Here is a 25,386-nt window from a genome sequence, read left to right as displayed (position 1 = left end):
CTTTTAACGGTTCCAATATTTTCTGTCCAGTGTGCGGTACTGGATGGCCTCGGAAACATGGCTGGCGTCTATGGTTTCGCAGTTATCCAGATCGGCGATAGTGCGTGACACCTTTAAAATGCGGTCATACCCGCGCGCCGAGAGGCCAAGCCGTTCAAATGCAACCTTCAATAGCTGCTCGGCATCCTGAGTGAGTGGGCAAAACTCCTCAAGCATCGCACGCGGAATGGCACAGTTTGAGGTGATGCCTCGGCCTTCAAATCGGTCAAGCTGGCGGCGTCTGGCACCGGCCACCCGCTGTCGCAGCATGGCGGAGCTTTCACCCGGCGCTTTACCGGTCAGACTTTCGTAGTCAATGGCAGGTACCTCAAGGTGAATGTCGATGCGGTCTAAAAGCGGGCCGCTTACTTTGCCGAGATAGCGACTGATGGCGGCAGGGGTGCAGTTGCACGGTTTGGTTGGATGCCCATAAAATCCGCAAGGGCAGGGGTTCATAGCGGCGACCAGCATAAACTGGCTGGGGTAGGTGATGCGGGCACCCACGCGCGAGATGGTCACTTCGTGATCTTCCAGCGGCTGGCGCAACCCTTCCATGACGGGTCGCAAAAACTCCGGTAGCTCGTCCAAAAAAAGTACGCCGTTGTGTGAGAGCGATACTTCGCCGGGCTTTGGTACACTGCCACCGCCGGTCATACCCGCCGCCGAAACCGAGTGGTGCGGCGAACGAAACGGCCGCTCCTGCACTAGCCCCATGCCCTTTGGCAGCGTACCGGCAACCGAATGCAGCTTGGTGACTGCCACCTGCTCATCATAGGTCATGTCGGGCAGGATCGAGGGTAGCCGACGCGCCAGCATGCTCTTGCCAGAGCCGGGCGGCCCAATGAGCAAAAGGTTATGCAGTCCCGCCGCCGCTACGGTCAACGCGCGTTTAGCCTCATATTGACCGCGCACCTCGGCATAATCCGGGATGGGACCGGATAAAGGCTGGGTGGAGAAATCCAGGGCGGTGCACAGCGGCAGTTGTGTTTCTTTTCGCAGATGCTTTAAAACCTCAGTGACATTTTTTGCGGCATACACTTCAATATCCTGTGCGATAGCCCCTTCCGCTGCGTTGTCAAACGGAATAATGACCTGACGCAGCCCCAGCGACCTAGCACTTAGAATCATCGGCAGCACGCCAGAAAGCGGCCGAAGCTCGCCACCTAGCGACAATTCACCGAGAAAGCCTATGCCGCTTAAGTCGGCCTCAAGTGCCCCGGAGGCATTGAGCAGCGCGAGAAAAATGGCGAGGTCATAAGCGGTGCCGCTCTTCTTCGTGTCTGCAGGGGCCAAATTTAAAACAATTCGTGAAGTTGGAAACTGCATCCCGGCGTTTTTAATCGCCGAGCGCACTCGGTCACGGGCTTCTTTCACCGCGGCATCAGGCAGACCGACAACCTCAAAAGCAGGTAACCCGCGCGAAAGGTCGGCTTCCACCGTTACAAGATAAGCGTCAATGCCATTAAGTCCAAAGCTATGCACCTTTGCGAGCATGCCGGATCCTCCCTTGACTTCAAGTGTTTTTATTATAACGTTATTATCTTAAAAATACAACGGTGAAAGCCGCTTTGCTACCAACCGGATTCATCGGCATTGACAAAGCCGGGTCTCACACATTATGATAACGTTAGCACTTCAAAATGGGATAGCTAATTGCGGTGGCGGGCTTGATCCGAGCAGCTCTCCCGCAAGCTTGAATGCCGTTACAATAATGATTATTACGCCTTTCAATAGCAAAGGTGATATATAAAGCGACAGAAAGTCTGTTTGCAATATGATATTTTTAGGAGATGGGTCTATGCACAGAAATAAGCTGGTCGTTGTCGGTGTTGGTCATGTTGGTTCATACGTTTTGGCGGACGCGATGAAAACCGGTTTGTTTGCGCAAATCGGTGTTATTGATATTTTAGAAAACGTCGCCTACGGTGAAGCGCTCGATCAGGCGCAGGCAACGGCTCTAACCTATATGAATAATGTTGATGTCAAAAGCGGGGGCTATGAACAGTGCACCGATGCCGATGTGATTATCGTAGCTGCCGGCCCCAGCATCATTCCTAACCCGAATGACCCAAAAGGCGAACCGGATCGTGCGCTGCTCACAACAACGAACTGCGAGGTCATTCGCGAGGTGATGGCGGGCATCACAAAATATACGAAAGAAGCCATCGTCATCCTGATCACAAATCCGCTAGATACGATGGTTTACATTGCCGAAAATGAATTTGGTTACCCGGCCGGGCGGGTTTTCGGAACCGGCACGATGCTTGATTCCGCACGCCTTCGCAAGCTGGTTGCCGATACCTACAAAATCGACCCGAAATCGGTGGCTGGCTATATGATGGGCGAACATGGCGGTACGGCATTCCCTGTTTTGAGCCATTTAAACGTTTCCGGCATTCCGTTTGATGAATTAGATCAGTATTTTGAAACGGCAGAAGACATTAAAAATCCCGAGCGGGTAAAATCACTAGTGGTGAGCGCCGCTTATAACGTGCTCAATGGTAAGGGATGGACCAATGCCGGTGTTGCGCAGTCAGCCATCACCATGGCAAAGGCCGTTTTGCTGGACGAGAGAAGCGTATATCCGGCTTCCACCACGCTGCGCGGCCAATATGGTCATGACGGTGACGTGGCGTTGAGCATGCCCTGCATAATTGGGCGCGAAGGCATTTTAAAGCAGTTGCCTGTCAAACTAAACCCATGGGAAATTGAAAAACTAAAAGACTCAATTTCGTTTATTCAGGCAACGATGAGAGACGCAAAGACCGGCCCTGGATTTGCAAAGTAAAATGATGGCTACCGGCCGTTGATATACCTATTTATATAAGGGGGAGCGAAAATGGACGCATTCACACGATATAAACAGTGGCAGAACACCCAACTTGAGGACAGCGACCTTGTTGAGGAGCTTGCCCAGATAGCGGGCAATGAAACAGAAATCTACGAGCGGTTTTACACCGATTTAACCTTTGGTACTGCGGGTCTGCGCGGCAAAATTGGCGCCGGCACCAACTGCATGAACATTTATACGGTGCGAAGGGCGACGCAGGGCATCTGCAGCTGGCTGCGTCAGCATAAAGAGGGCGGTTCGGCGGCCATTGCCTATGATAGTCGCAATAAATCCAAATTATTTGCCGAAGCAACGGCTTGCGTCTTTGCGGCTAACGGCGTCAAGGTGTATCTTTATCCACAGCTGACGCCCACACCCATGCTCTCGTGGGCGGTGCGTTATTTTGGGTGCGACACTGGCGTGGTTGTTACCGCCAGCCACAACCCCGCGGAGTATAACGGCTATAAGGCATATGATGAGAGTGGCTGCCAGATCACCAGCGATATGGCGGACGGCATTTTGAACTGTATTCTGAAAACGGATCTGTTCACCGGCGTCAAGACGATGGCTTATGATGACGCTGTCAAATCAGGGCTAATCGTTCCGGTGGATGATGCGGCCATCAACGCCTATTTTGAAGAGGTGCGCGCCTGCCGCTGCTTCCCTGACGCGGTACAAGGGGCGGATTTGAAACTGGTCTACACGCCGCTCAATGGTGCAGGCAACCTGCCGGTGCGCCGTATTTTAAGCGAGATTGGTATCACCGACCCGATTTTGGTCAAAGAACAGCTTGAGCCGGATGGCAACTTTCCCACTTGCCGCTACCCCAACCCCGAGTTTAAAGAGGCGTTGATGCTGGGCTTAAAGCTGGCGGCAGAAACAGGGGCCGATCTACTCATCGGTACCGACCCCGACGCCGACCGCGTGGGTGCGGCTGTGCGCCACAATGGGGAATATGTACAGCTTGGTGGCAACGATGTTGGCGTGCTGCTCACCGAATATATTGCGCATGCCAAAACGGTAAACAAGACGATGCCCGAGCGTCCGGTCATGATCAAATCCATCGTCACGACCACGCTGACCGACCTGGTAGCAAACAGCTATGGTATTGAGGTGCGTGACGTGTTGACCGGCTTTAAGAATATCGGCACCGAGATCGCAAATCTTGAGGCTGCAGGTGAGCTTTCACGCCTTATCTTCGCCTATGAAGAAAGCTGCGGCTATCTGGCGGGACCTTATGTCCGCGACAAGGACGCCGTTGTTACGACCATGTTGGTCGCCGAGATGGCCGCCTATTACAAAAAAGCGGGAAAAACCCTTATCGACGTCATGGAAGATATCCATAAGCGCTTTGGTTATTTCTGCAACCATGTGACCAATACCATGTTCCCTGGAGCCGACGGGATGAAGCAGATGACTGAGATTATGGATAAGCTGTTTGCAGCACCGCCAAATGCGCTGGCGGGCTATAATGTCGCAACCTGCTGCGACTACCGTTCAGGTGTTTGTGTCAAAGGTGGGCAGCGCTTCCCGACGGGGCTGCCGACTTCCGATGTGCTGTCGCTGACGCTAGAAGACGGCAATGTGGTAGTTATTCGTCCCTCTGGCACCGAGCCGAAGCTCAAGACCTACTACATCGTCAAGGGCAAAACCATGACACAGGCTGAGGAAATTTGTGATACGTTGACAGCCGCCGTTCATAAGCTATTGGGCTTTTAAAAAATTCTTTATGTGATACGCTGAAAGCTGCAGAAAACAAGGGGTTTTGGCTTTAAAAATTTCTATATTAATATCAGAAAATGCTTGCAATTGGACAAACGGTGTGTTATTATAATAGACGCATTTATAACAGGTTTTTTGAAAGAGGTGACAATAGTGAAAGAGGGAATTCATCCTCATTACGAAGCGACGACCATTCGTTGCGCATGTGGCGAGGTCATCGAGACCGGCTCGACCAAAAAGGATATCAGAGTGGAAATCTGCTCAAAATGTCATCCTTTCTTTACCGGCAAGCAGAAGCTGGTAGATACCGGCGGACGTGTTGACCGCTTTAACAAGCGTTTCGGCCGCGATAAGTAATTTTAAGCAGACAATAAGGGCGATGCGCACGCATCGCCCTTATTCGATATCCGCCTTGTTTAGTTTTAATATAGTTTTTGTGTTTTAGTAGACGAGACTAACGAAGAGATTTTCGCCGGGTGAGGACGTGTGTGATAGAGGGGTGACACCTGCTGATAACGCCGCCGAAGTGGAGTAAAAATCAACTTCAAAGACGTCTGCGATAAAATCGCAGAAAATATAACGGAGGTGGAAGAAAATTGACGCAATATAACACTGTTGTGGCAGAGGCCGAGGATGAGTTTATCGAAAAGCGCTCGCGTTTTATCTGCGCCATAGCGCCGGTGCAGACCGCTGAGGAGGCACTGGCCTTTATTGCCCGCCGAAAAGAGCTGCATTACGATGCGCGCCACACCGTTTATGCTTACATATTGCGCGCGGGCAACACCCAGCGCTATTCCGACGATGGGGAGCCGCAGGGTACGGGCGGCCAGCCGGTGCTGGAGGTGATTCGCCGCTCAAACCTCACCGACGTGTGCGTGGCGGTGACACGTTATTTTGGTGGTACTCTGCTCGGGGCGGGCGGCCTGACCCGGGCTTATTCTAACGGGGCCACGCTCGCTGTCTCTGTGGCAAAACAAATAACCATGTGCCAATGTGCCGATTGCCGGATTGTAATGGACTACGGTCAGTATGGCGTTGTAGGTCATCTGTTGCCTGAACACGGGGTGCAGCTGCTGGAAAGTGACTTCGGTGAGCGGGTGACGCTCACTGTCCGGCTTAAATCTGAGGCGGTTGCGGTCTTTGAGAAGGCACTTACTGAAGCGACAAGCGCCACGGTTGCGCTTGAGATGCTGGGCGAGGTTTTTTCGGCTATGCCGACATAAATGGCGCGAAAACGGTCGAAACCGCAAGAAAACAATAATTTGCAAGAAATCTTACGCATACGGCAGGAATTATTTTGTTTTGCCGGTATAATATTAGTATGATACCTAAAAAAGCGGAGGAACCGGGGTAAATGACCATTCGAGAAAAGACTGAGGCAATTGAAAAAGAAATTCTCTCGCCGCTCGCCAAATTATCAAGTGAAGCGGTGCGTGAGCACCCGATGGAACCGTGCACGATTCGCACCGCCTTCGGGCGTGACCGTGACCGCATTCTGCACAGCAAGGCGTTTCGGCGGTTAAAGCATAAAACGCAGGTGTTTCTCTCACCCGAGGGGGATCATTACCGCACTCGTTTAACACACACGCTGGAAGTTTCCCAGATTGCGCGTACCGTTGCCCGGGCACTGCGTCTAAACGAGGATCTCACCGAAGCGATTGCATTAGGACACGATCTGGGACATACCCCTTACGGCCACGCGGGGGAGTATGCGCTCAACGAGTGCTGCCCGCACGGTTTTCGCCATGCGGAGCAAAGCGTGCGTGTTTTGCGCGTTTTAGAAAACGATGGCAAGGGTTTAAATTTAACCACCGATGTTCAGGACGGCATCGCCTGCCATACCGCTGGGCCGGACGCCCAGACCCTTGAAGGCCGGGTGGTGCGCTACGCCGATAAAATCGCCTATATGAACCATGATTTTGAAGACGCAGCACGCGCCGGTATCATCAGCGAAAATGACATTCCGTGGCAGGTCAAATACGCGGTTGGGCGCAGCAAGTCAGAGCGCATCAACAGCTTTGTGCAGTCGCTGGTCGACAACAGCGGTGAGGATATCCGCATGTCTCCTGCGGCGCAGCAGGCGTTCACCACATTGCGCGCCTTCATGTTTGAGGCAGTGTATAAAAACCCGCTTGCCAAAGGCGAAGAAACCAAAGCTATTGCTATGTTGCAGGGGCTTTATAAGCATTTTGTTACACATGCCGACCAACTACCACCCGAATATCGCGCCATGCTGGAAACGGTAGACGTCGACCGTGTGGTGTGTGATTACATATCCGGTATGAGCGACGGGTATGCCGTAAACATCTATCAAAGCATTTTCGTGCCCCGTTCGTGGGGATTTTAAGAGCAAAATAAGAATAGCCGAAAGACGTTTTGAGCGTCCGAATAGCCAGGTCGAATTTTGTTTTTAAGGAATCCGTATAAGCGCGATTTTATGTTAAGGGGGTGTGCGCGATGATTCCGGAAAGTTTTATCGAGGAACTGAAATATCGCTCTGATATTGAACAGGTTGTTTCGCGCTACACCAATCTCAAGCGCAGTGGGCGCAATCTTTCGGGGCTTTGTCCGTTCCACTCTGAAAAAACGCCTTCCTTTGTGGTGTACCCTGAAAACGGCTCGTTTTACTGCTTCGGCTGCGGTGCCGGCGGCGACATCGTCACTTTTGTGCGTATGGCTGAGCACCTTGAATATGTTGAAGCATTGCGTTTTTTGGCCGAACGAGCGGGTATGACGCTACCGGATGAGGTTGAAAACGACGGCACCGCTAAGTTTAAAATGCGCATACTGGAGCTTAACCGATATGCGGCGCGCTTTTTTAACAGTGTGCTTAATTCGACTGAGGGTAAGCGTGCTATGGATTATTTTCAGGCGCGTGGTCTGTCGACGAATATCATTCGTAAGTTTGGGTTAGGTTACGCCCCCGATTCTTGGGACACACTAAAAAAGCATCTGACTCAAAAGGGCTTTACTGAGACCGAATTACTCGCTGCCGCTGTCATCCGTAAAAATGACAAGGGTGGTAGCTACGACCAGTTCCGGGATCGCGTCATGTTTCCCATCATCGACCTGCGCGGTGGAGTCATTGGTTTTGGTGGGCGGGTCTTAGGCGATGGACGGCCCAAATACCTCAATAGTTCAGATACTATTATCTTTAAAAAGTCCCGTGGACTATTTGCCATGAACTTTGCCAAGGCCACCAAACGACCACAGCTGATATTGTGCGAAGGTTATATGGATGCCATCGCTATTCATCAGGCGGGGTTTGACAACGCAGTGGCCACACTAGGCACGGCGCTGACGTCTGAACAGGCACGACTGATTGCGCAATACACGTCCGAGGTTGTCATCTCCTATGATGCCGACGTTGCGGGCCAAAAGGCAACGCAGCGCGCAAACCAGCTTTTTTCTCAGACCGGCGTCAAGGTACGGGTGCTCTCAATGAGTGGGGCAAAGGACCCCGACGAATATATTAAAAAATTCGGAGTCGTGCGCTTTTCTCAATTGATAGAAGGCAGCGCCAACGCCACCGAATACCAGATTTTGAGGCTGAAGGATCGCTTTGCGCTTGATACTGATGACGGCAAGGTTGGTTTTTTAAAAGAATTTTGCACACTGATGGCTCGTTTACCCAGCGCTATTGAGGCGGATATCTACACCACTCGCATTGCATCGGAGCTGAATGTCTCGCGCGAGGCCATTTTGCAGCAAATTACCGCACTGCGCAAAAAAGAGGTGCGCCGACAGGAGAAAAAGTATGATGCCAGCCTTAAAATATATGCGCAGGAAGCGCCCAACCAAAAGCACGATCCCCAGCGTGCAGCGAATTTGCGCTATGCACTGGCCGAGGATAAGTTGATTGTGGCGCTATTAAAAAACGCTGATTATGCTAAAACCGTTTCCGAAAAGATTTCGCCGGAACAGTTCGTGACAGATTCAAACCGTGAGATTTTTTTGGTTTTGATAAATAGACTTAAAGAAGGGCGTAATATCGATATGATGAGTCTTTCGGGCGAGCTTTCGATTGCGCAAATGAACTGGCTGTCGCATCTTCAGGCCACCAACCGTGAGCACAGCTATACACTTAACGACGCATTGGATTACATTGCGGTCATCAAAGAAAAACAGCAGCTTCGCACCAGCGAGCAGGTGGGCTCGATGAGTGAGGACGAACTAAAAGCTTTCATTGATGAAATCGCCGCCAAAAAGAACCCCAATAAAAAATAGGAGGACACACTGTGGCAGGGCAGGAAAAAAACACCGTAAAAGATCTTATAGAACAAGGAAAGGCAAAGGGCAAGCTGACCACCTCCGAAATTAACGATGTGCTTGAGGAGCTGGATTTTGACGTCGAACAGGTTGAAAAGCTTTACGAAACGCTCGAAAGCTGCAATGTCGAAATTGTCGAAAATTATGCACAGACTATAGAAACTGATTTTCCGATGCCCGCCGAAGAAGAGGTGGAAGCCACTCTTACGGTGGAGGGCATCAACATCGATGACCCAGTCAAGGTGTATCTCAAGGAAATCGGCAGGGTTCCGCTGCTCTCGAGCGACGAAGAAGTGGATCTGGCTGTTCGCATGTCCAATGGTGACCCGCAGGCGCGCAAACGTTTGTCGGAAGCGAACCTACGCCTTGTTGTCTCAATTGCCAAGCGCTATGTCGGCCGCGGCATGCAGTTTTTGGATTTGATTCAGGAAGGTAACCTCGGCCTTATTAAGGCTGTCGAAAAGTTTGACCACACGAAGGGATTTAAGTTTTCCACTTACGCTACCTGGTGGATTCGTCAGGCTATCACCCGCGCCATAGCAGACCAGGCGCGTACCATCCGAATCCCTGTTCACATGGTCGAGACCATCAATAAGGTCAAAAAAGTATCGTCCCAGCTGTTGCACAAAAACGGGCACGAACCCACTGCTGAAGAGATTGCAGAAGAGATCGACATGTCAGTCGACAAAGTGCGTGAGATCATGCGGGTTGCGCAGGAGCCGGTTTCGCTTGAAACCCCAATCGGCGAGGAGGAGGACAGCCACCTCGGTGATTTTATTCCTGATGACGACGCCCCCGCACCGGCCGATGCGGCTTCGCATATTTTGCTGCGTGAACAGCTTTCTGAGGTGCTGCACTCATTGACCCCCCGCGAGGAAAAGGTGCTGCGCTTACGCTTTGGCCTTGAGGATGGACGTTCGAGAACGCTTGAAGAGGTCGGCAAGGAGTTTAATGTCACCCGTGAACGTATCCGCCAGATTGAGGCGAAGGCGCTGCGCAAGCTGCGTCACCCGAGTCGCTCAAAGAAGCTTCGCGACTTTCTTGATTAATCAAAAGGAGTAGGACATGCATATTACCCTTGAATCAGACTACGCGGTGCGTATAGTCGATTGTCTTTCAACACAGGAAGCCAGACTGGGCGCAGGCAGCATCGCTGAGCAAACCGGGGTGACACCAAGGTTTACGCTTAAAATACTGCATAAGCTGGTTTCAAGCGGACTCGTTCGCTCATATAAAGGTGCAAAAGGCGGCTATGAGCTGGCACATGATCCCGGCGAGATTACGCTTCGGGAGGTCATTGAGGTTTTTGAAGGGCCGTATACTTTTTCGCGGTGCTTAGACCCTTCACACGTCTGCAAATGTACCATATCAGTTTGCCGCAGTGGTAATTGCCGTTTTCAGCGTGTGTACGACGAGATATCTGAGATAGTACGCGCCAAGTTGGACGAAACGACGTTTGCCGAATAGGGTTACGTTGCAGTGACCAAGGTAAGCGCCTAAACTGTGGCGAAATACATATTATTTGGATTTTTAAGCGAATACCTCGAGAATAGTCAACTTTTTGTATTTTTGTGAGCCAATATGACAAATAGTATGTGTGATTTTGGCTTTAATTGACCATTGCTGTTGGATTTGCTGTATAATTGGCTCTTATCATACGACGAAATACTGCTGAAAAAAAGTGGATTTGACGATTTTTCCAACAGATTGTATTTAATAAGCTTTACATAACTTATTGTATTCCATTTTGTCGCTTTAATTATCTTTGTGCCGCAATAATGCCCAATAACGCCGCTGGTGTGGGTTGCATTCGCAAAATTATTGTGTTACACTAACTGCTACATTATATTCCAGATACAGGTACCCGGGACGACGTGTTGCACTCGCCCGGTTAAAAAGGAAGCGGGTGTGAATCCCGCGCAAAGCCGTTGCTGTATTTGGCCTCAATTGACAGACTGGGTTTTAAAAAACCGATCACTGATATTATCGGGAAGATGTCTGCTAAAGCCGCTGGTCGGCGGGCCATAAGCCAGAAGACTTGCCTGTGATCTGATTGTCCTGTTTTACAGGGCAATGGTTAAACTTTTCTGCGGACGTTCGGAAGGTTTAAACGGAAATCATTTGTTTCCCGTGCTGGCAAAATTCCGGCCCGGGGTGGATTGATTTGCCTTTTTATCAAAGCCTGCGTCGTAAGACCGCAGGCTTTTTGTTTTGCTAGGTATAATATTTCATTAGGCTCTTGACAAAAAAGGATCTATTTTCTCTCTGGACTTCTCCCTAGCCAGCCTAGAGGCTTTGAACATATGTTGAATCAGTTAATATTGGAGGAATCTTATGACCGCCGACTTACTCGCGTTTTATCACAGACAGCGTAAGAAAGCGCTGGTTTTTTCAGTTTGCTTGCTTATAGCGCTGACGTTGCTGCTGCTATTTGGGGTAAATACTGGCGCGATGTTCATCTCAGTTGGGGACGGTGCAAGAATAATTCTCTCGCAAATCACCGGTAATGCCCGCTGGTTGGGTGATATCCAAGAAAATGCCGTAGCCGTCATCTGGCAAATTCGTCTGCCGCGAATATTGTGCGGCATGTTGGTGGGCATGGCGCTGAGCATGTCGGGCGTTATTTTTCAGTCTATTTTGCAAAATCCGATGGCCGACCCCTATACAATGGGCGTTTCAACTGGGGCGGCGTTTGGGGCGAGCCTTGCACTATTTTTCAACATGACTTTTGGACTGCTGCTGCCAGTAACGCCTACGAGCCTGTTCTTCGCACTGGTTACGCTGCGTGTTGTCATTTACTTGTCGGGTAAAGGCGGGGGGCTTGTGACCGGTAATATGATTATATCTGGCATGATTGTCAGTGCTATTTTTTCTTCGGGGATCAGTTTTCTCAAGATTATGGCGGGAGAGAATGTCAGCGCGATTGTATTCTGGTTGATGGGTAGCCTTTCGGCTAAAAGCTGGGACGATGTCGTCCTTTTGGCCCCGGTAATACTCGTTTGTGCGGTCGTTGCGGTCTGGTTTGCCGACCGCTTAAACATCATGAGTCTCGGCGAACGGCAGGCATTGAGCCTTGGCGTTAACGTGCACCGCACCCGGCTTCTTTATCTGCTGTTGGGGGCATTTATGACCGCCGTCTGTGTTTCAGTCTGCGGCATCATTGGGTTTGTCGGCCTAATTGTTCCGCATATGCTGCGGTTTTGGCTTTCAGCCGATAACCGATTGCTCATGCCAATTTCGGGGCTTTCCGGCGCGCTGTTGTTGGGATTAGCCGATAATTTTGCCCGCCTTTTGGGACGGGGAGACATGCCGGTTGGTGTACTCACCACGCTACTGGGCGGCCCGTTTTTTATTTACTTATTTATTAAGCGCCAAGGGGGGGCACGCCTTGACTGAATTGATTTGCGCACAAAATCTCACGTTTTGTTACGGACCGCAACAGGTGCTGTCCGATGTGACTTTTTCGGTTGATGAGGGGGAATATCTGTCGATTATCGGCGAGAACGGCAGTGGAAAATCGACGCTGATGCATTTGCTGTGCGGTTATCTGGCGCCACTGACAGGTCAAGTGCTTTACTGCGGCGGGCGCCTGGAGGGGCTTTCTGATTTGCAACGGGCACAAAGCATTGCCGTTATCGCCCAGAATACCCCAGCAAATTTCCCCTTTACTTGCTTTGAGTTTGTGATGCTGGGGCTGCACCCGCATCGTGCGCGATTTGAGCGCGTCGATGAACAGACCATCGAACAGATCAAAGGTGTTATGGCGCAGACCGATATTCTGTCGCTGGCCGACAAGCCCATCACACACCTGAGCGGTGGCGAGTACCAGCGCGTTTTGTTAGCACGCGCCTTGGCACAGCGCCCCCGTTTGCTGCTACTCGACGAAGCAATGTCCGACCTGGATGCGGCCGTCAAGATTAAGATGAATAAACTTCTAAAGGCGCTTGTACAAAAGGGTCTGACGGTCATTGCGATCAACCATGATCTTTCGACTGCTTATAACTACAGCGACCGTGTTGTCGCGCTGAATCGGGGTAGACTGGTTGCCAATGGCAGCCCGCAAACCGTGTTCACCGCAGCGCTTTTAGAAAATATGTTTGGTATCAAAGCGGAGATTATCCCCGGTAGGGGGCTCTGTGTTTACGATACAATATAAGAAAAAGAGGAAAAAAGAATGAAACGAATCAGTATAATGCTGTTAGCAATGTTGGTGTTGGGCATGACAGCCTGCGGCGGGGCAAATAGCAAACCGGCTTCGGCTCCGGCATCTGGCAGCGCCGAGCCTGAAGTTTCAGCACCTGAAAGTGCGTCAGAATCGGACGCAGGGAAAAAGGTCATCCTGGTGGTGAGCTTTGGTACCAGTTACAACGAAACCCGTGCAGCGACCATCGGTGCGGTGGAAACGGCCATTGCCGACGCCTACAAGGATTTTGAGGTGCGCCGTGCTTTCACAAGCCAAATCATTATAAACAAACTCAAAAGCCGAGATAACGAGCAGATCGACAATGTTGAAGAAGCGATGAACCGTCTGGTGGCGGACGGCGTAAAAACGCTTGTGGTACAGCCCACCCATGTCATGAACGGTTTTGAATATGACGAGATGGTCGAAGCGATCACACCGTTCGCCGATAAGTTTGATGCGATTTCCATTGGAAAACCACTGCTTTCGAGTGATAAGGATTACGCTGAGCTTGCGGACATCATAACCGAAGAAACGACCCAATATAACGTTGTTAAAACCGCCGTTGTGTTCATGGGCCACGGTACCGAACATCCCGCTAATGCAACCTATGCCAAGTTAGACGGTATCCTCAAGGCGATGAGCAACGCAGAGAATTACCATATTGGCACGGTGGAGGCGGCTCCCTCGCTGGAGGATGTCATGACCGGGGTGGCTAAGACAGATGCCACTAAAGTGGTGCTGCTGCCATTGATGATCGTTGCGGGTGACCATGCCTGTAACGACATGGCAGGCGATGAGGAGGATTCATGGAAGACCCAGTTCAAGGGCGAAGGCTACGAGGTTGAATGCGTCATAAAGGGCCTTGGCGAATACCCCGGCATTCAGAAGATGTTCGTGGAGCATACACAGGATGCCATCGACGCGTTGGGAAAGTAAACAATGAAGAGCTTGAATACAATTAGAAAGAATATGGCTGCAATACTGGTGTTGATGTGCTGTGCGGCGCTTACCGCTTGTACAACTCCGATCCAGTCCACACAGCCCGCACAGGGGTCTACAACTGGCAATACCTCCGCCATACAGTTCACCGATGACGATGGACGGGAGATTAAGCTTGACGCTCCGTGCAGCCGCATTATTTCGCTTTATTCCGCCCACACCGAAAACCTCTATGAGATCGGTGCGGGGGAAAAGCTCATCGGGGTATACACAAGCAGCATTTATCCGCCTGAAGTGACATTTCTGCCCACCTACGATTATAAGGGTGACCCCGAACAGATTATTGCTGCACAGCCCGATCTGGTGCTGATCCTGCCGTTAATCAGCCGCAAGGCACCGGACTATATTGCCCAAATTGAACGCGCAGGGATACCGGTTGTCTCGCTTTACCCCGATGACTACGATGAGTTTGCAGATTATATCGGAAAACTGGCCGCCCTCACCGGCACCGAAGAGACTGCGCAGCAGCGCCTGGTAGACTTCTACGGTGCTATTGGCGACGTCGTTGCTATTACTGAGCAGGTAACCGACAAGAAAACCGTATTTATGGAATCGACCGAAAACGAGCTGCGGACCGTTACGCCTTACTCGATGCCCGGGCGTGCTATCGTATTTTCCGGGGGCATCAATCTGGCTGTCGATGCACAGCCCGTCGCAAAAGGTAGCGCCTTTGCGTCGTTTGGCATTGAAAAGGTCTTGGAAAATGCCGATAATATCGACGTTTATGTCTCGCAGCGCGGCGCAATGAATACCGGGGGCAACCTGATGTCGATCAGCGAGCGAGACGGCTTCGATACCATTAAAGCAATAAAAGAAAACAGGGTCTATCTAATTGCCGACAAGATTATCAATTCGCCGACGTTCCGTTTCCAAAAGGGCGTCGCCGAGATGGCGCGTTTTCTCTACCCGGATTTGATGGACGGGCTTTCAGCCTATGAGAACGACGATGCCGCTACGCGGCTGGGCTGTGCCGAAATCGTGTTAAAAGCGCTGCATCTGCCGATTTATACGCCGCCCTCTTCAAAGTATTATGAAACCGAGCAAAAAGGGCATACGTATGGGTTCTTTGAGGATGTGCATTGGAACGATGTCGGGTTTGATGCAGTCGAAACTGCCGTACACGGCGGTTATATCGACTGGGAAAAAGCATCCGACGGACTGGAGTATTTTTATCCCGACCGACTGGTGACCCGTGAGGAACTGGCAAAAACGGTGTTTCTCGTTGGCAATTTCTCGCCCACGGCCAATACCGAGGTTGACGACATTGACGCATGTGAAAAGCCACGAATAGTTCAGACATTAGTCGACCGGGGCATTTTTTTGCTTGAAGATGGCAACTTTAACCCCAAGCGCACCGTGACCAATAACGAAATACTGACGGCACTCAAAGCTACGCTAGCTAATTCGGTGGTGTAATTGAACTAAAGATGACCGGAGAGCATAAAACTTTAAACAAGTAAAAAAAGCAGGCATACCGCCGTTTAAAGTGGTATGTCTGCTTTTTAAGCTTACGAACCCCGTGACTGAGAAGAATCGCCGATAAAAAGAGCGTACCACACAAAGAAAGACCAAATTTTACACGCGTCCACAAAATAAATTTTGCCGTATATGTTCTTAAAATGACGTTATATTATAAAGAGCAAAAGGAGGCGAAAGTTATGAAAGGTTACGCAATGTTAAAAATAGGGATTACCGGCTGGATTGAAAAAGAAAAACCGACAGCTGGCCCAATGGACGCCATCGTACGCCCAACCGCTGTCTCCCCCTGTACGTCGGATGTACACACCGTCTGGGCGGGCGCACTGGGGGAGCGTACAAACATGATATTGGGGCACGAAGCAGTCGGCATTGTCACCGAAGTGGGACATTTAGTCAAGGACTTTATGCCCGGAGATCGGGTGGTCGTACCCGCTATCACCCCTGACTGGAATTCGCTTGAGGCGCAAGGCGGCTACGCCATGCATTCGGGTGGGATGCTCTCGGGCTGGAAGTTTTCGAACTTTAAGGACGGGGTGTTCGGCGAATTTTTTCACGTAAATGACGCGGATGGCAATATGGCTAAGATTCCCGAAACGATTGACGATACGGCCGCTGTCATGCTCTGCGACATGATGCCAACGGGCTTTCACGGCGCTGAGCTAGCAGATATTCAATTTGGTGACAAGGTGTTGGTAATTGGCATAGGCCCGGTGGGACTGATGTCGGTTGCAGGGGCTGTTTTGCGCGGTGCAGCCGAGATATTTGCCGTTGGCACGCGTCCAAACTGCATTAAAATTGCTAAAAAATACGGTGCTAGTAAAATTATCAGCTACAAGACCGGTTCAATTGAAGAACAGGTTCTGGCGCTGACTGGTGGTAAGGGAGTCGATAAGGTGATTATAGCGGGCGGTGATAATGCGACCTTTGCTACGGCCATCAAGACGCTAAGACCAGGTGGCAAAATTGGCAACGTTAATTATTTGGGCGAAGGTGATTCCATTCAAATTCCCCGCGTTGAATGGGGGTTTGGCATGGGTCATAAGCAGATTAGCGCGGGCCTTATGCCGGGTGGTCGTCTGCGGATGGAAAAACTGCTCGCCCTGGTTCAGGCCAAACGGGTAGATCCCGCTAGATTGGTTACCCATGAATTCAGCGGGTTTGATAAAATAGAAGAAGCACTGATGCTTATGAAGAACAAACCGAAAAATCTGATTAAACCGGTGGTTCACATCGAATAATTCAGGCGAGCAATACAAAACTAAAGCCCCGCATAACACTGAGTTTATGCGGGGTTTTTCTTTTATGAAAATCACAGGTTGAAAGTTAGATAACACAGGTGTATAAAACAACCACAAGACCGCATAGCTACAGGCTTTGTTAGCTATTTTAGCAGAGGATAGTAAAAAACAGTAGAAGCAAGGTGATTACCGTTTGAGACTGTTTCAAAACGACGAAAATCGTTTCAATTGGTGTCAGAGATGGTTTCAGAGAAGTGGATATAATTCTTTCATTACAGTTTAATAAACTCATTCAAAGGCAGATAGCAGAGGTGTGAAAAGCACCCTGTTGTCTGCCTTTCTGTTACATACTTTTAATTGCTGACATTAACGTATCTCAAGCTTTTGGAGTTGAGGGATATACACATAGATGCTAAACCAGTGTCTATGTGTTTTTTTATTGTTCTTAATAAGCCGCCTACAGTTGAAACTATATAAGTTTAGAACCCAAATAGGGTTTATTAATGACACTGCATTATGCAAACACAGTTCAGTAAAAAACACCGTACTTTTGTGGGTCATGTTAGAGGCTAGTTTAGCTAAGAGAGATTCATTTCGTTACAGAGTTCCCCCAAGAGGTAGATATATATCTAATATCCGAGAAATTCATTCCCCATCTGCTCTAACAATACGCCTACCCTATTAAGCATGATGCAGGCAAAAAGTATGACAGTTTATCATGCTTGAGGTCACGCATTAGAAAAGTGTGTATACACCAAAAGAAAATCGTATGCGAATTACTTGGTTTACAAAGGTTCTAAATGGTAGATGACAGTTGCAACTATATAAGTTTAGAACCCTAATAGACTTTCCTTAAAGTCCCTGTATCATGCAAACACAGTTTGCAAAAAACACCATACTTTTGTTTGTCATGGTAGAGGCTGGTTTCGCTGAAAGAGGTTAATTGCGTTATAGAGTTTTTCCAAGAGGTAGATATATATCTAATATCTGAGGAATTTATTCCCTGACTGCTTTAACAATACGTCTGACCCCTTAAATATGATGTAGGCAAAAAGCGTGGCAGTTCATCATGTTTGAGGTGACGCATTAGAAAAATGTGCATACGCCAAAAGAAAATCGCATGGGAATTACTTGGTTTACACAGTATGGGAAATGGATACCACAGATGAAAATACTATCTATCGTGGAGGTAAAACGCTAGTTAATAGCAATAAGAACGTTAGAAAGGAGGTAAATATTATGAACATCATTTTAAATGCACAGCAAGCATGTGGCACAGATGTGCTCCCTTTGGTGGGTGTGGCTGAGAGCTATGAGTATGATTCCAATGGCAATAAAGGCAAGCTTATTGGTACTACCTATACTATCCTCAATCCGCAGGACAGATGTACCTCACTTAGAGTTAAGGTCGCTGACACTACTCTGGTAGTGTCACAAGAAGAGCTAGACCAGCATAATAAGCTGTTACAGTTTGTTATGGTAAGGTTTTCAAACTTCACAGCAAAACCATACGCACACAAGACTAGTGGTATGCAGTTATCTTGTACCGCAGATAAGGCAGTCATTGTAACAGGTAACAGCAAGTAAATTACCTAACCCAGTGTGGGCAGTGAGTTAAAACATTGCCCACACACATTTAAATGGAGGTATCGTCATGAATGATGATTTGTTCGATATGCTCCCCGAGAGGGAAACAGACCCGATAGAGCGGGATAACTGGTGGGACTATTTAGACCTACTAGAGCCTTATGATGATGGTAGTCACTGCCCTAACTGTGGCTATCCTCTTGAGTAAAAGGTAGTAAAAAATGCTGACATCTCTAAAAAACTTGAGGTGTCAGCGTAAAGAAAGGTGGAACGTATATGATTTTCTACATAGTAAAGATTATATGGTGCTTAATTGAAGTAGCCTTTAGCGCAACAGATGGTGGAAGAATGGAGAAACTTACAGAGCTTAAGCAGAAGCTCCATGCTCTGTGGGAGTATCTAACCAATGATAAGGTTTGGGCTTCCGAGAGGCATTGGTATATTGTACTAGCTATTTTAGGAGCTTTAGCCACTGGATTTAGTACCTACGGCTGTGCATTTTGGTATCTCGAAAAAACAGGGGTAGACTATACCGCACTTTGCCCGCTAATGATTCCATGGGCTTTAATAATGCTCGTCGGACAGTCAGGCTCTGGAAAAAGCTATTGTGGTCTTCTTTTGATGGCACAGTTAGCTATAGCACTACCAGATACCAAGCTTTTTGTACTAGACTACAAGGGTGCAGAAGAGTTTGACTGGTTGCGCTCTGTAGAGGGTAGCCGTTATTACTATTACACGCAGTGTGTTGAAGGTCTGGCAAAGGTTCATGGTATATTGAGACAAAGGCTAGAGGGCGATAGAGACAGACATCCTGTGTTTGTATTCATAGATGAGTATAATTCTATGATATTACACTTGCTCGCACATGATAAAAAACAGGCAAGCATTTGCCAAAGTCAGTTAAATGACATCCTGTTTATGGGCAGAAGCCTACAGGTGGGGGTTATTTGCAGTTGCCAACGACCCGACGCAACGGTTTTACCTAGTGGAAGCAGAGACCAGTTTGCAGTACGCATAAGTCTTTCCACCCTATCACGTGAAGCAAAAGAGATGGTGTTTGGGGACGCAAAGGAACAGATACCAGAAGACTTTACAGGTGGACAAAGCAGAGGTTTTATGCTAACTGATGGCAAACCCCTGCGGCAGATAAGAGTGCCGACAATAAATAACATGCCAAAGCTACAGAGGTTAATATTTAAAATAGCAGTTGATGATACTATCTAAAGCGCAGTTCCTCACACAGCCCATAATTGCCCGTAGCTTATTGGCTCGTAGTATGTCAAGCCCTGCATAGCAGTATATTTTAGGCTTGACATACGAGAGCAATAAGCAAAATAGGCATGGGGCTGTGTGGCTGATAGTAAACGGTATGAGGTCCTCTAAGGCTTGGGCGGTGGGTGGCGTTGCCGAAGGCAAAAGCCATCCCCCCGAACCAAGGACTTAGAGCCGCCTTCGCGGTTTATTTGATTAGAATATAGAAGAACCAAGCCTTTAATTGTAATTATTTGGGAATGAGGTAATTGCTGTGAAAAGAAAACAGATAGAAACCGATAATTTTAGTTTTAACTCCAGAGCAATTATAAAAATTGCTGGGGCACAGACAGAGGTAAAGATTTTAGGCAAACAGCCGTTAGCACCTATCGTGAAAATATCAAAAGACCACTATAAGCGGGTAGTTGAATGGCGTAACAAAGACGGGGTTAATATTCCAGTTTTTGAACAGGCTAAAGCTGACGAACTGTGTGACAACACAGACGGTGCTAAGCTCTACACCTTTAACCACACAAGCACTAGGGCACAAAATATCCGCTCTGCTATGCGTTCACTTCGTGCAGTTGAAGACACAATTAATGCAAATATCACAGGTAGTGAAGATTTGGACAGATGTCTCTTTTTGACGCTCACGTATAGGTATAATGTTACAGACCCACAGAAATTGTATACAGATTTTAAAATTTTTAATAAGGCAATGCGCCGTTTCCATGACAAACACAACATACCCAGATACGAATATATTTGTGTTGCAGAGCCTCAAGGCAGAGGTTGTTGGCATACTCATACGGTACTTATTTACCCCTGTGTTGTGCCTACCGAAGTTACACGTCAGTTAATTAATAAGTGCTGGGGACGTGGGAAGGTAGATTTTCAACATATGTATGGAGATAACATAGGAAAGTATTTTGCGGCTTATTTATCAAATGTTGAAATAACACAGGCAATAGAACAGGGAATATTGAGTGATATAAGACCTGAACAAATAAAGCATGTGGAAATCAATGGAGAGAAAAAAGCAGTAGTTAAAGGGCTTCGGTTGCCGTTTTATCCCACAGGTTTCAGAATAATGAGGACAAGCCGAGGTGTTAAAAAACCTCTTGTATTGAAAAAGAGGGCAGATACTGGGGCGTACTTTACCGCCAGAGATGTAGGAAATTTTGTTCATCAAGATACCAAAGTGTATGATAAAGCATTTTTACTATCTGATGATGAGGGCAACGACGCTAACGCCATTCGATATATGAGATTTAATAACAATATTGATACCGACTATAGAGATGTAGATATTGATATTATCAACAAGATTGAATACCAGAAGCTACTTGATGAAATCGATGAATCTAGCGACTATCGTTACCTTATGTAGGATAACTTGTGTTTCATAACCGATACATCAAACAGTGTAGCCTTATTAGCGCACACCATAAAACTGTACATTTGTCAATATTTAACTGTGGTATTTTTAGTTAACCTATACAAAAATATAGTACATGTGTAAAGGAAAAGCACAACCATCACAGGTTGTGCTTTGTGTTAATGGGTTAACGCCATTTTACATCTTTAAACAGTTCTCTTTCTTCATCTTGCGATATTCTCTCCAATTCCTCACCAGTATAGTAGTTATCGTTAGGGTCACTACCACCCCTTATGCGTTCTTCCATATCCCCATCAACGGTATAGCCCCTACCACCAGATGAAGTACCACTCTGCTGTGCATTACCGCCTGTACCCGCATTGTCCTGTGTCTGCTCTACGGGCTTTTCAACTGGTTTCTCTGCCACTGGCGGTGTAACTGGCTTCTCTACTGGTTTCTGTACGGGTGGTGTGACAGGGGGCTTCACCACTGGTGCTTTGACTGTGATAACTACGGAACTTGATACACCACTCTTATTCTCGGTCACCTTAACTGTGGCTGTACCCGCTCCTACCAGTGTAATGTCTCCGTCTTCGGTTACGGTCACTATGGTGTTGTCGGTACTCTCCCAATCAAGTACTGAATACTCTACGAAAGTAGGGTAGAGGTGTGGTGTTACGGTTAAGGTCTCTCCGATGTCACCTGTGTGTTCTGCAATACCTATGTCTACCCGTTCCATGAGGACTTCTGCCTTTTCGATACCGTAGTGTGTCATTGCCATGTCTAACGACTTCTGTAACTCGGCTAACGCCTTTGTGCTCTGCTCCTTGTTCTCTATGGTTACGATAGGGTCGTTTACGTCTAAGCGATTAATAATTGCGTCTGCTTCACGCAGGACTGTCTTTACTTCGTCTGCGTTGCCTATTGCGTCTTCAAGCATGAGCATTGCGTTGAGCCTTGCTAACTCTTTGCTTGCGCTCACTAAATTGTCAACTTTCACGTTGTGACCGCTATATTCGGTCTTCATGCTACTTAAAGAAGCAGATAGAGGTACGATGTCAAAGGTAGGCAGTTTAGTTGCGTAGACTGCTATAGCAATGCCTACTATTAGCACTGCAATAATAAAGCCAATGAGCGTAGTTTTTTTAGAACGTATCATTATAATTATCCTCCGTCAGTATAGCGTTATCCTCAACAGCTAGGTCAGTGACGGCAAAGGTTACCGCCACATTCCCCACTGCTGAGGCAAAAAAAAGAGCACTCAGCATACAGATAGTTTCTGTACACTGAATGCCCCGAACAGTACAAAAACAATACCCACAGACTTGTAATCAAATACAACAACAGGTATAATAATATTTGCATTGGTGGTTTATCCATTGGTACAGAGCTAGACCCTCTGTGTTAGGTCATAGGCGATTCGCAGTCGTCTGTGACCCTTTGCTTTTTATGCACTTTTTGTGCCTCATACACATTATAGCTTGTACTGGTTAATATATCAAGATATTACGTCCAATATATTCCTGTATATTACTTAGAATCTCAGTGTGTTTATGTTTAGAAATCAATCATATTATAGTCGTTAAACTGTTAGTAGTCTTTATTGATTTATGTTTGCATAGTATTGAGCAATTACAATATCTTCTATTTTCCTTTTAATGCTACGAAGATTATTGCTTTTTATTAGAGTATCTATTTCTGTTCTAACACATTTTATATCCACTGTTACTTTTGTATTTTGGAATATTTTAGCGATTAAATTTGTAGCTGAGCCAATTATAAATCTTTCTTTTTCATCAGGAGGTAATTCGACAAAACAGTAAACCATATCAAATCTGGATTTTAAAGGGTCTGGTATATTTTCAATATATCTTTTTCGTGTCATATTTGAAGTAAATATAATAATATATCCATCTAAATTATGCTCAACACCATGTCTATCAGTAAATTTCCCATCTTCCAATAATTCATAAAAGAAATGAAACACACTTGAAGTCGCTTTTTCAAACTCGTCAATAAGAATAATTTTAGATTTTGAAATCTTCATTTTATTAATAAGTTCTCCACCATCCTCGCTACCAATATAGCCCAGTGGCGAACCAATAAGACTGTTCAAAACACCTTCATTAGAGTAATTGCCAAAATTTATTTTTATTAAATTTGGTCAGGATACATTATTTCCGAAAGCATTTTAGCGAACTCTGTTTTTCCAATGCCAGATTCCCCAGTTAGAATAAATAAAGGGATTGCTTCAATTAGAAAGTGAAGCAATTAATAATTTAAAAACACCTCCTTTTAAGCTTGAAGTGTTGCGGGACAAAACGTATACTGTTACCATGGAGGTGGACGAATGCTAAAAATAGGCGACTTTTCAAAACTAACGCATATTTCTGTGCGAATGCTGCGCTACTACGATAATCAAGGACTGCTAAAGCCCTCTTATATTGATCCTATTACCGGTTATCGTATGTATTCGGCAGAGCAGATGCCTGTTCTGCAAAAAATTGTTTTGCTGAGGGATCTTAATTTTGGAGTGGCTGAAACCAAAAAGCTATTGCTTAATTGGGATGATAAATACTTGATTGAATGCCTCCGAGATAAAATTAGTGATATCGAACATATCATTGAGATAGAAAAAAAGCGCAAAGAACAGATTCGCTCAGCGATTTCACATATTGAAACAAATAAATTCGAGCAATACTATAATGTCACAACAAAAGCAATACCTTCTTATCCGGTTATTTCTCTTCGCAGAAAAGTAGAAAACCATTTTGAAGAAGGTAAGCTTTGGTCTGAACTTATGGATTTTGTTCGTAAGGAACACATTGAATACGATAAAAGTAGCCAAAATAATGTTGCAATCTACCATGATGAGGAACATTTAGATTCCGATGTTGATATTGAAATATGCCTTATTGTAAAACATTTAGGTAAAAACAAAGGTGCTTTTACCTACCGTACCCTTGAGGGGGTGGCTAAGATGGCTTGTATGATGGTCTATGGCCCCTATGAGAATATTGCTAGTGCTTACTATTCTTTTGTAGAATGGCTTGATAAAAATCAGCATTGTACAATGGGCGGTACATCTCGCCAAGTAACCATCATCGACGGTCAAGATACTGATAATCCAGCAGAATATCTAACTGAAATCCAAATTCCGCTTGTTGAAATCTGAACTTTAATTATATAGGGCTGCCTGTTAGGGCAGGCCCTATTTTATTACATTTCTCTTCTAACCCAGATGCCCAGTAAAATCAATGAAATACCAGGAAGTACAAACGGTAAAAGAATATTAATATTGGCTAAAGGACCAAAAACCATCATGCCAAAAGGAATTGCCAGTGAAGAAAAAAGATCTACATAAGAAAAAGTGCGTCCCATATAGGTTTCTTCAGTGTTCTCTTGTATATAAGTAATCAGCGGGGTGTAATATAATGGACTGCCTACCCCCATGATCATCATAAATATTGCAAACAGTACGATTCCATGAGTTGGCAGCAACAAAAGCATTGTGATTCCAAATATGATGGAGGACAACCCCACCAGTTTAAAATGGGGGATATGTAGTTGCCGGCATGTCATAAACAAGCTGGCTGCCAGGGCTCCAATAGAAAATGCTGTCTCGATCACGCTAAGCACCCAAACCTCACCGTTTATATTCTTAGACGCTAAAAGTGGCGTAAGCTGAGAGGCTGGGACTACTAAAAATTGAAAAATAGTATATAAAAGAATACTATTTCGCAGCGCATTAGAATTCTTAATATAGTAAAATCCCTGCACCAGTCTTTTTTTTGTATTTTCGTTGGTTTGCTTCACATTGCGTGCCGGTATCACTATTGTAGAAAATAATAAAATGCTGAAAATCGCGGTCGCCACGTCAATCAGAAAAACATAATGCATAGCCATCAGGCTCATCACGAGGCCGCCAAGTCCAGGAGAGATTAGTTGAATGACGCTCCATATGCCGGTGCTGATACTGTTTGCTCTCATCAGCTGTTCATCGGGAGCAATCTGCGGCAATATACTTTTTGAGGCGGGGAGCTGAAACCCTGTGCCGAGAGAACGCAAAGCATTAAAGAAAAACACCCAACCGATACTGTCTGCGCCGGTTATAAACAGAATGACTAGAATAAAAGTAGAAAGTGCAATCATCGAGTCGCTTAAAATTACAATTCTTTTTGGTGGATAGCGGTCGGCCAAAACACCGCCGTACAGCATCACCAAAGCCTGTGGCAAAAAAGTTGTAATTGTAACACCTGCAACCATACTGCCAGAGCCTGTTCCTAGCGTAACATACCAAATAATAGCCAGTGATACGATTGATGAACCCAGCAAAGAAACGCCCTGACTCACCATGTATGCCGTCAGCCTATACTGCCAGGCACTTCTTTTCAATACGTCCATTTATGCT

At 47.0% G+C, this 25,386-nt stretch carries 22 protein-coding genes and 1 riboswitch; of the genes, 18 read left to right on the top strand and 4 right to left on the bottom strand.

Features of this window, described 5'->3' with window-relative positions:
- Window positions 1-3: 3 nt before the first annotated feature.
- Window positions 4-1,533, bottom strand: a complete 1,530-nt coding sequence (locus RBH76_07070) for a YifB family Mg chelatase-like AAA ATPase (protein ID WMJ82502.1) — start codon at window positions 1,531-1,533, stop codon at window positions 4-6.
- A gap of 304 nt (window positions 1,534-1,837) precedes the next feature.
- Here RBH76_07070 and RBH76_07065 point away from each other — a divergent pair, with 304 nt between their 5' ends.
- The 17 genes from RBH76_07065 to RBH76_06985 all read left to right on the top strand — a co-directional run bounded on the left by RBH76_07065 (window position 1,838) and on the right by RBH76_06985 (window position 20,987).
- Window positions 1,838-2,827 carry an L-lactate dehydrogenase gene (locus RBH76_07065; protein WMJ82501.1) on the top strand — a complete coding sequence of 330 codons (990 nt, stop codon included), beginning with the start codon at window positions 1,838-1,840 and terminating at the stop codon, window positions 2,825-2,827.
- Between the two features lie 51 nt (window positions 2,828-2,878).
- Complete coding sequence (locus tag RBH76_07060; protein WMJ82500.1) at window positions 2,879-4,588, top strand: phospho-sugar mutase; 1,710 nt, start codon at window positions 2,879-2,881, stop codon at window positions 4,586-4,588.
- 156 nt (window positions 4,589-4,744) lie between these two features.
- Entirely contained in the window at window positions 4,745-4,948 is a 204-nt protein-coding gene (rpmE, locus tag RBH76_07055) for a 50S ribosomal protein L31 (protein ID WMJ85171.1), read from the top strand.
- A gap of 239 nt (window positions 4,949-5,187) precedes the next feature.
- Complete coding sequence (locus tag RBH76_07050; protein WMJ85170.1) at window positions 5,188-5,814, top strand: YigZ family protein; 627 nt, start codon at window positions 5,188-5,190, stop codon at window positions 5,812-5,814.
- Window positions 5,815-5,945: 131 nt separating this feature from the next.
- On the top strand, window positions 5,946-6,938 hold the full coding sequence (locus RBH76_07045) for a deoxyguanosinetriphosphate triphosphohydrolase (protein ID WMJ85169.1): 993 nt from the start codon (window positions 5,946-5,948) through the stop codon (window positions 6,936-6,938).
- Between the two features lie 110 nt (window positions 6,939-7,048).
- Window positions 7,049-8,818, top strand: coding sequence for a DNA primase (gene dnaG / locus RBH76_07040; GenBank protein ID WMJ85168.1), 1,770 nt, complete (start codon window positions 7,049-7,051; stop codon window positions 8,816-8,818).
- Window positions 8,819-8,829: 11 nt separating this feature from the next.
- Window positions 8,830-9,909 (top strand): RNA polymerase sigma factor RpoD, encoded by a 1,080-nt coding sequence (rpoD, locus tag RBH76_07035; protein WMJ85167.1) that lies wholly within the window; start codon window positions 8,830-8,832, stop codon window positions 9,907-9,909.
- 16 nt (window positions 9,910-9,925) lie between these two features.
- Entirely contained in the window at window positions 9,926-10,327 is a 402-nt protein-coding gene (locus RBH76_07030; GenBank protein WMJ85166.1) for an Rrf2 family transcriptional regulator, read from the top strand.
- A 374-nt stretch (window positions 10,328-10,701) separates the two neighbouring features.
- A riboswitch (cobalamin riboswitch) is annotated at window positions 10,702-10,921 on the top strand.
- Window positions 10,922-11,194: 273 nt separating this feature from the next.
- Complete coding sequence (locus tag RBH76_07025) at window positions 11,195-12,256, top strand: iron ABC transporter permease (GenBank protein WMJ85165.1); 1,062 nt, start codon at window positions 11,195-11,197, stop codon at window positions 12,254-12,256.
- On the top strand, window positions 12,249-13,016 hold the full coding sequence (locus RBH76_07020; protein ID WMJ85164.1) for an ABC transporter ATP-binding protein: 768 nt from the start codon (window positions 12,249-12,251) through the stop codon (window positions 13,014-13,016). Before RBH76_07025 ends, RBH76_07020 begins: the two co-directional genes overlap by 8 nt.
- Window positions 13,017-13,034: 18 nt before the next feature.
- A complete protein-coding gene (locus RBH76_07015) occupies window positions 13,035-13,979 on the top strand; it encodes a sirohydrochlorin cobaltochelatase (GenBank protein WMJ85163.1) in 945 nt (314 codons plus the stop codon).
- A gap of 3 nt (window positions 13,980-13,982) precedes the next feature.
- Window positions 13,983-15,458 (top strand): ABC transporter substrate-binding protein, encoded by a 1,476-nt coding sequence (locus RBH76_07010; protein WMJ85162.1) that lies wholly within the window; start codon window positions 13,983-13,985, stop codon window positions 15,456-15,458.
- 242 nt (window positions 15,459-15,700) lie between these two features.
- Window positions 15,701-16,759 carry an NAD(P)-dependent alcohol dehydrogenase gene (locus RBH76_07005; GenBank protein ID WMJ85161.1) on the top strand — a complete coding sequence of 353 codons (1,059 nt, stop codon included), beginning with the start codon at window positions 15,701-15,703 and terminating at the stop codon, window positions 16,757-16,759.
- Window positions 16,760-17,998: 1,239 nt separating this feature from the next.
- The gene (locus tag RBH76_07000) at window positions 17,999-18,346 is read left to right on the top strand and encodes a hypothetical protein (protein WMJ85160.1); all 348 of its coding nucleotides are present in this window, start codon (window positions 17,999-18,001) and stop codon (window positions 18,344-18,346) included.
- Window positions 18,347-18,413: 67 nt separating this feature from the next.
- The gene (locus RBH76_06995) at window positions 18,414-18,554 is read left to right on the top strand and encodes a hypothetical protein (protein ID WMJ85159.1); all 141 of its coding nucleotides are present in this window, start codon (window positions 18,414-18,416) and stop codon (window positions 18,552-18,554) included.
- Window positions 18,555-18,622: 68 nt separating this feature from the next.
- Window positions 18,623-19,570: a hypothetical protein gene (locus RBH76_06990; protein ID WMJ85158.1), complete on the top strand. Its 948-nt coding sequence runs from the start codon at window positions 18,623-18,625 to the stop codon at window positions 19,568-19,570.
- A 301-nt stretch (window positions 19,571-19,871) separates the two neighbouring features.
- Window positions 19,872-20,987, top strand: coding sequence for a hypothetical protein (locus RBH76_06985; protein WMJ85157.1), 1,116 nt, complete (start codon window positions 19,872-19,874; stop codon window positions 20,985-20,987).
- Between the two features lie 175 nt (window positions 20,988-21,162).
- On the opposite strand, the gene RBH76_06980 is transcribed toward RBH76_06985, so the two are convergent.
- Window positions 21,163-22,134 carry an Ig-like domain-containing protein gene (locus tag RBH76_06980; protein WMJ85156.1) on the bottom strand — a complete coding sequence of 324 codons (972 nt, stop codon included), beginning with the start codon at window positions 22,132-22,134 and terminating at the stop codon, window positions 21,163-21,165.
- A gap of 441 nt (window positions 22,135-22,575) precedes the next feature.
- The gene (locus RBH76_06975; GenBank protein ID WMJ85155.1) at window positions 22,576-23,091 is read right to left on the bottom strand and encodes an AAA family ATPase; all 516 of its coding nucleotides are present in this window, start codon (window positions 23,089-23,091) and stop codon (window positions 22,576-22,578) included.
- Between the two features lie 234 nt (window positions 23,092-23,325).
- Here RBH76_06975 and RBH76_06970 point away from each other — a divergent pair, with 234 nt between their 5' ends.
- Window positions 23,326-24,150: a MerR family transcriptional regulator gene (locus tag RBH76_06970; GenBank protein ID WMJ85154.1), complete on the top strand. Its 825-nt coding sequence runs from the start codon at window positions 23,326-23,328 to the stop codon at window positions 24,148-24,150.
- A gap of 44 nt (window positions 24,151-24,194) precedes the next feature.
- Here RBH76_06970 and RBH76_06965 read toward each other — a convergent pair whose 3' ends face one another.
- A complete protein-coding gene (locus RBH76_06965; GenBank protein ID WMJ85153.1) occupies window positions 24,195-25,379 on the bottom strand; it encodes an MFS transporter in 1,185 nt (394 codons plus the stop codon).
- Window positions 25,380-25,386 lie beyond the last annotated feature (7 nt).

The organism is Oscillospiraceae bacterium MB24-C1 (assembly GCA_030913685.1).
Classification (GTDB): Bacteria; Bacillota; Clostridia; order Oscillospirales; family Ruminococcaceae; genus Yanshouia.
The sequence above is the reverse complement of the archived record's forward strand: the minus strand, read 5'-3'. Positions and strand labels throughout refer to the sequence as shown.

Excerpts from the sequence above, each read along its gene's own strand:
- RBH76_07070 (WMJ82502.1), bottom strand. The coding sequence starts at position 1,533 with ATGCTCGCAAAGGTGCATAGCTTTGGACTTAATGGCATTGACGCTTAT.
- RBH76_07065 (WMJ82501.1), top strand. The coding sequence starts at position 1,838 with ATGCACAGAAATAAGCTGGTCGTTGTCGGTGTTGGTCATGTTGGTTCA.
- RBH76_07060 (WMJ82500.1), top strand. The coding sequence starts at position 2,879 with ATGGACGCATTCACACGATATAAACAGTGGCAGAACACCCAACTTGAG.
- RBH76_07045 (WMJ85169.1), top strand. The coding sequence starts at position 5,946 with ATGACCATTCGAGAAAAGACTGAGGCAATTGAAAAAGAAATTCTCTCG.
- dnaG (WMJ85168.1), top strand. The coding sequence starts at position 7,049 with ATGATTCCGGAAAGTTTTATCGAGGAACTGAAATATCGCTCTGATATT.
- RBH76_07030 (WMJ85166.1), top strand. The coding sequence starts at position 9,926 with ATGCATATTACCCTTGAATCAGACTACGCGGTGCGTATAGTCGATTGT.
- RBH76_07025 (WMJ85165.1), top strand. The coding sequence starts at position 11,195 with ATGACCGCCGACTTACTCGCGTTTTATCACAGACAGCGTAAGAAAGCG.
- RBH76_07015 (WMJ85163.1), top strand. The coding sequence starts at position 13,035 with ATGAAACGAATCAGTATAATGCTGTTAGCAATGTTGGTGTTGGGCATG.
- RBH76_07010 (WMJ85162.1), top strand. The coding sequence starts at position 13,983 with ATGAAGAGCTTGAATACAATTAGAAAGAATATGGCTGCAATACTGGTG.
- RBH76_07005 (WMJ85161.1), top strand. The coding sequence starts at position 15,701 with ATGAAAGGTTACGCAATGTTAAAAATAGGGATTACCGGCTGGATTGAA.
- RBH76_07000 (WMJ85160.1), top strand. The coding sequence starts at position 17,999 with ATGAACATCATTTTAAATGCACAGCAAGCATGTGGCACAGATGTGCTC.
- RBH76_06995 (WMJ85159.1), top strand. The coding sequence starts at position 18,414 with ATGAATGATGATTTGTTCGATATGCTCCCCGAGAGGGAAACAGACCCG.
- RBH76_06990 (WMJ85158.1), top strand. The coding sequence starts at position 18,623 with ATGATTTTCTACATAGTAAAGATTATATGGTGCTTAATTGAAGTAGCC.
- RBH76_06980 (WMJ85156.1), bottom strand. The coding sequence starts at position 22,134 with ATGATACGTTCTAAAAAAACTACGCTCATTGGCTTTATTATTGCAGTG.
- RBH76_06970 (WMJ85154.1), top strand. The coding sequence starts at position 23,326 with ATGCTAAAAATAGGCGACTTTTCAAAACTAACGCATATTTCTGTGCGA.
- RBH76_06965 (WMJ85153.1), bottom strand. The coding sequence starts at position 25,379 with ATGGACGTATTGAAAAGAAGTGCCTGGCAGTATAGGCTGACGGCATAC.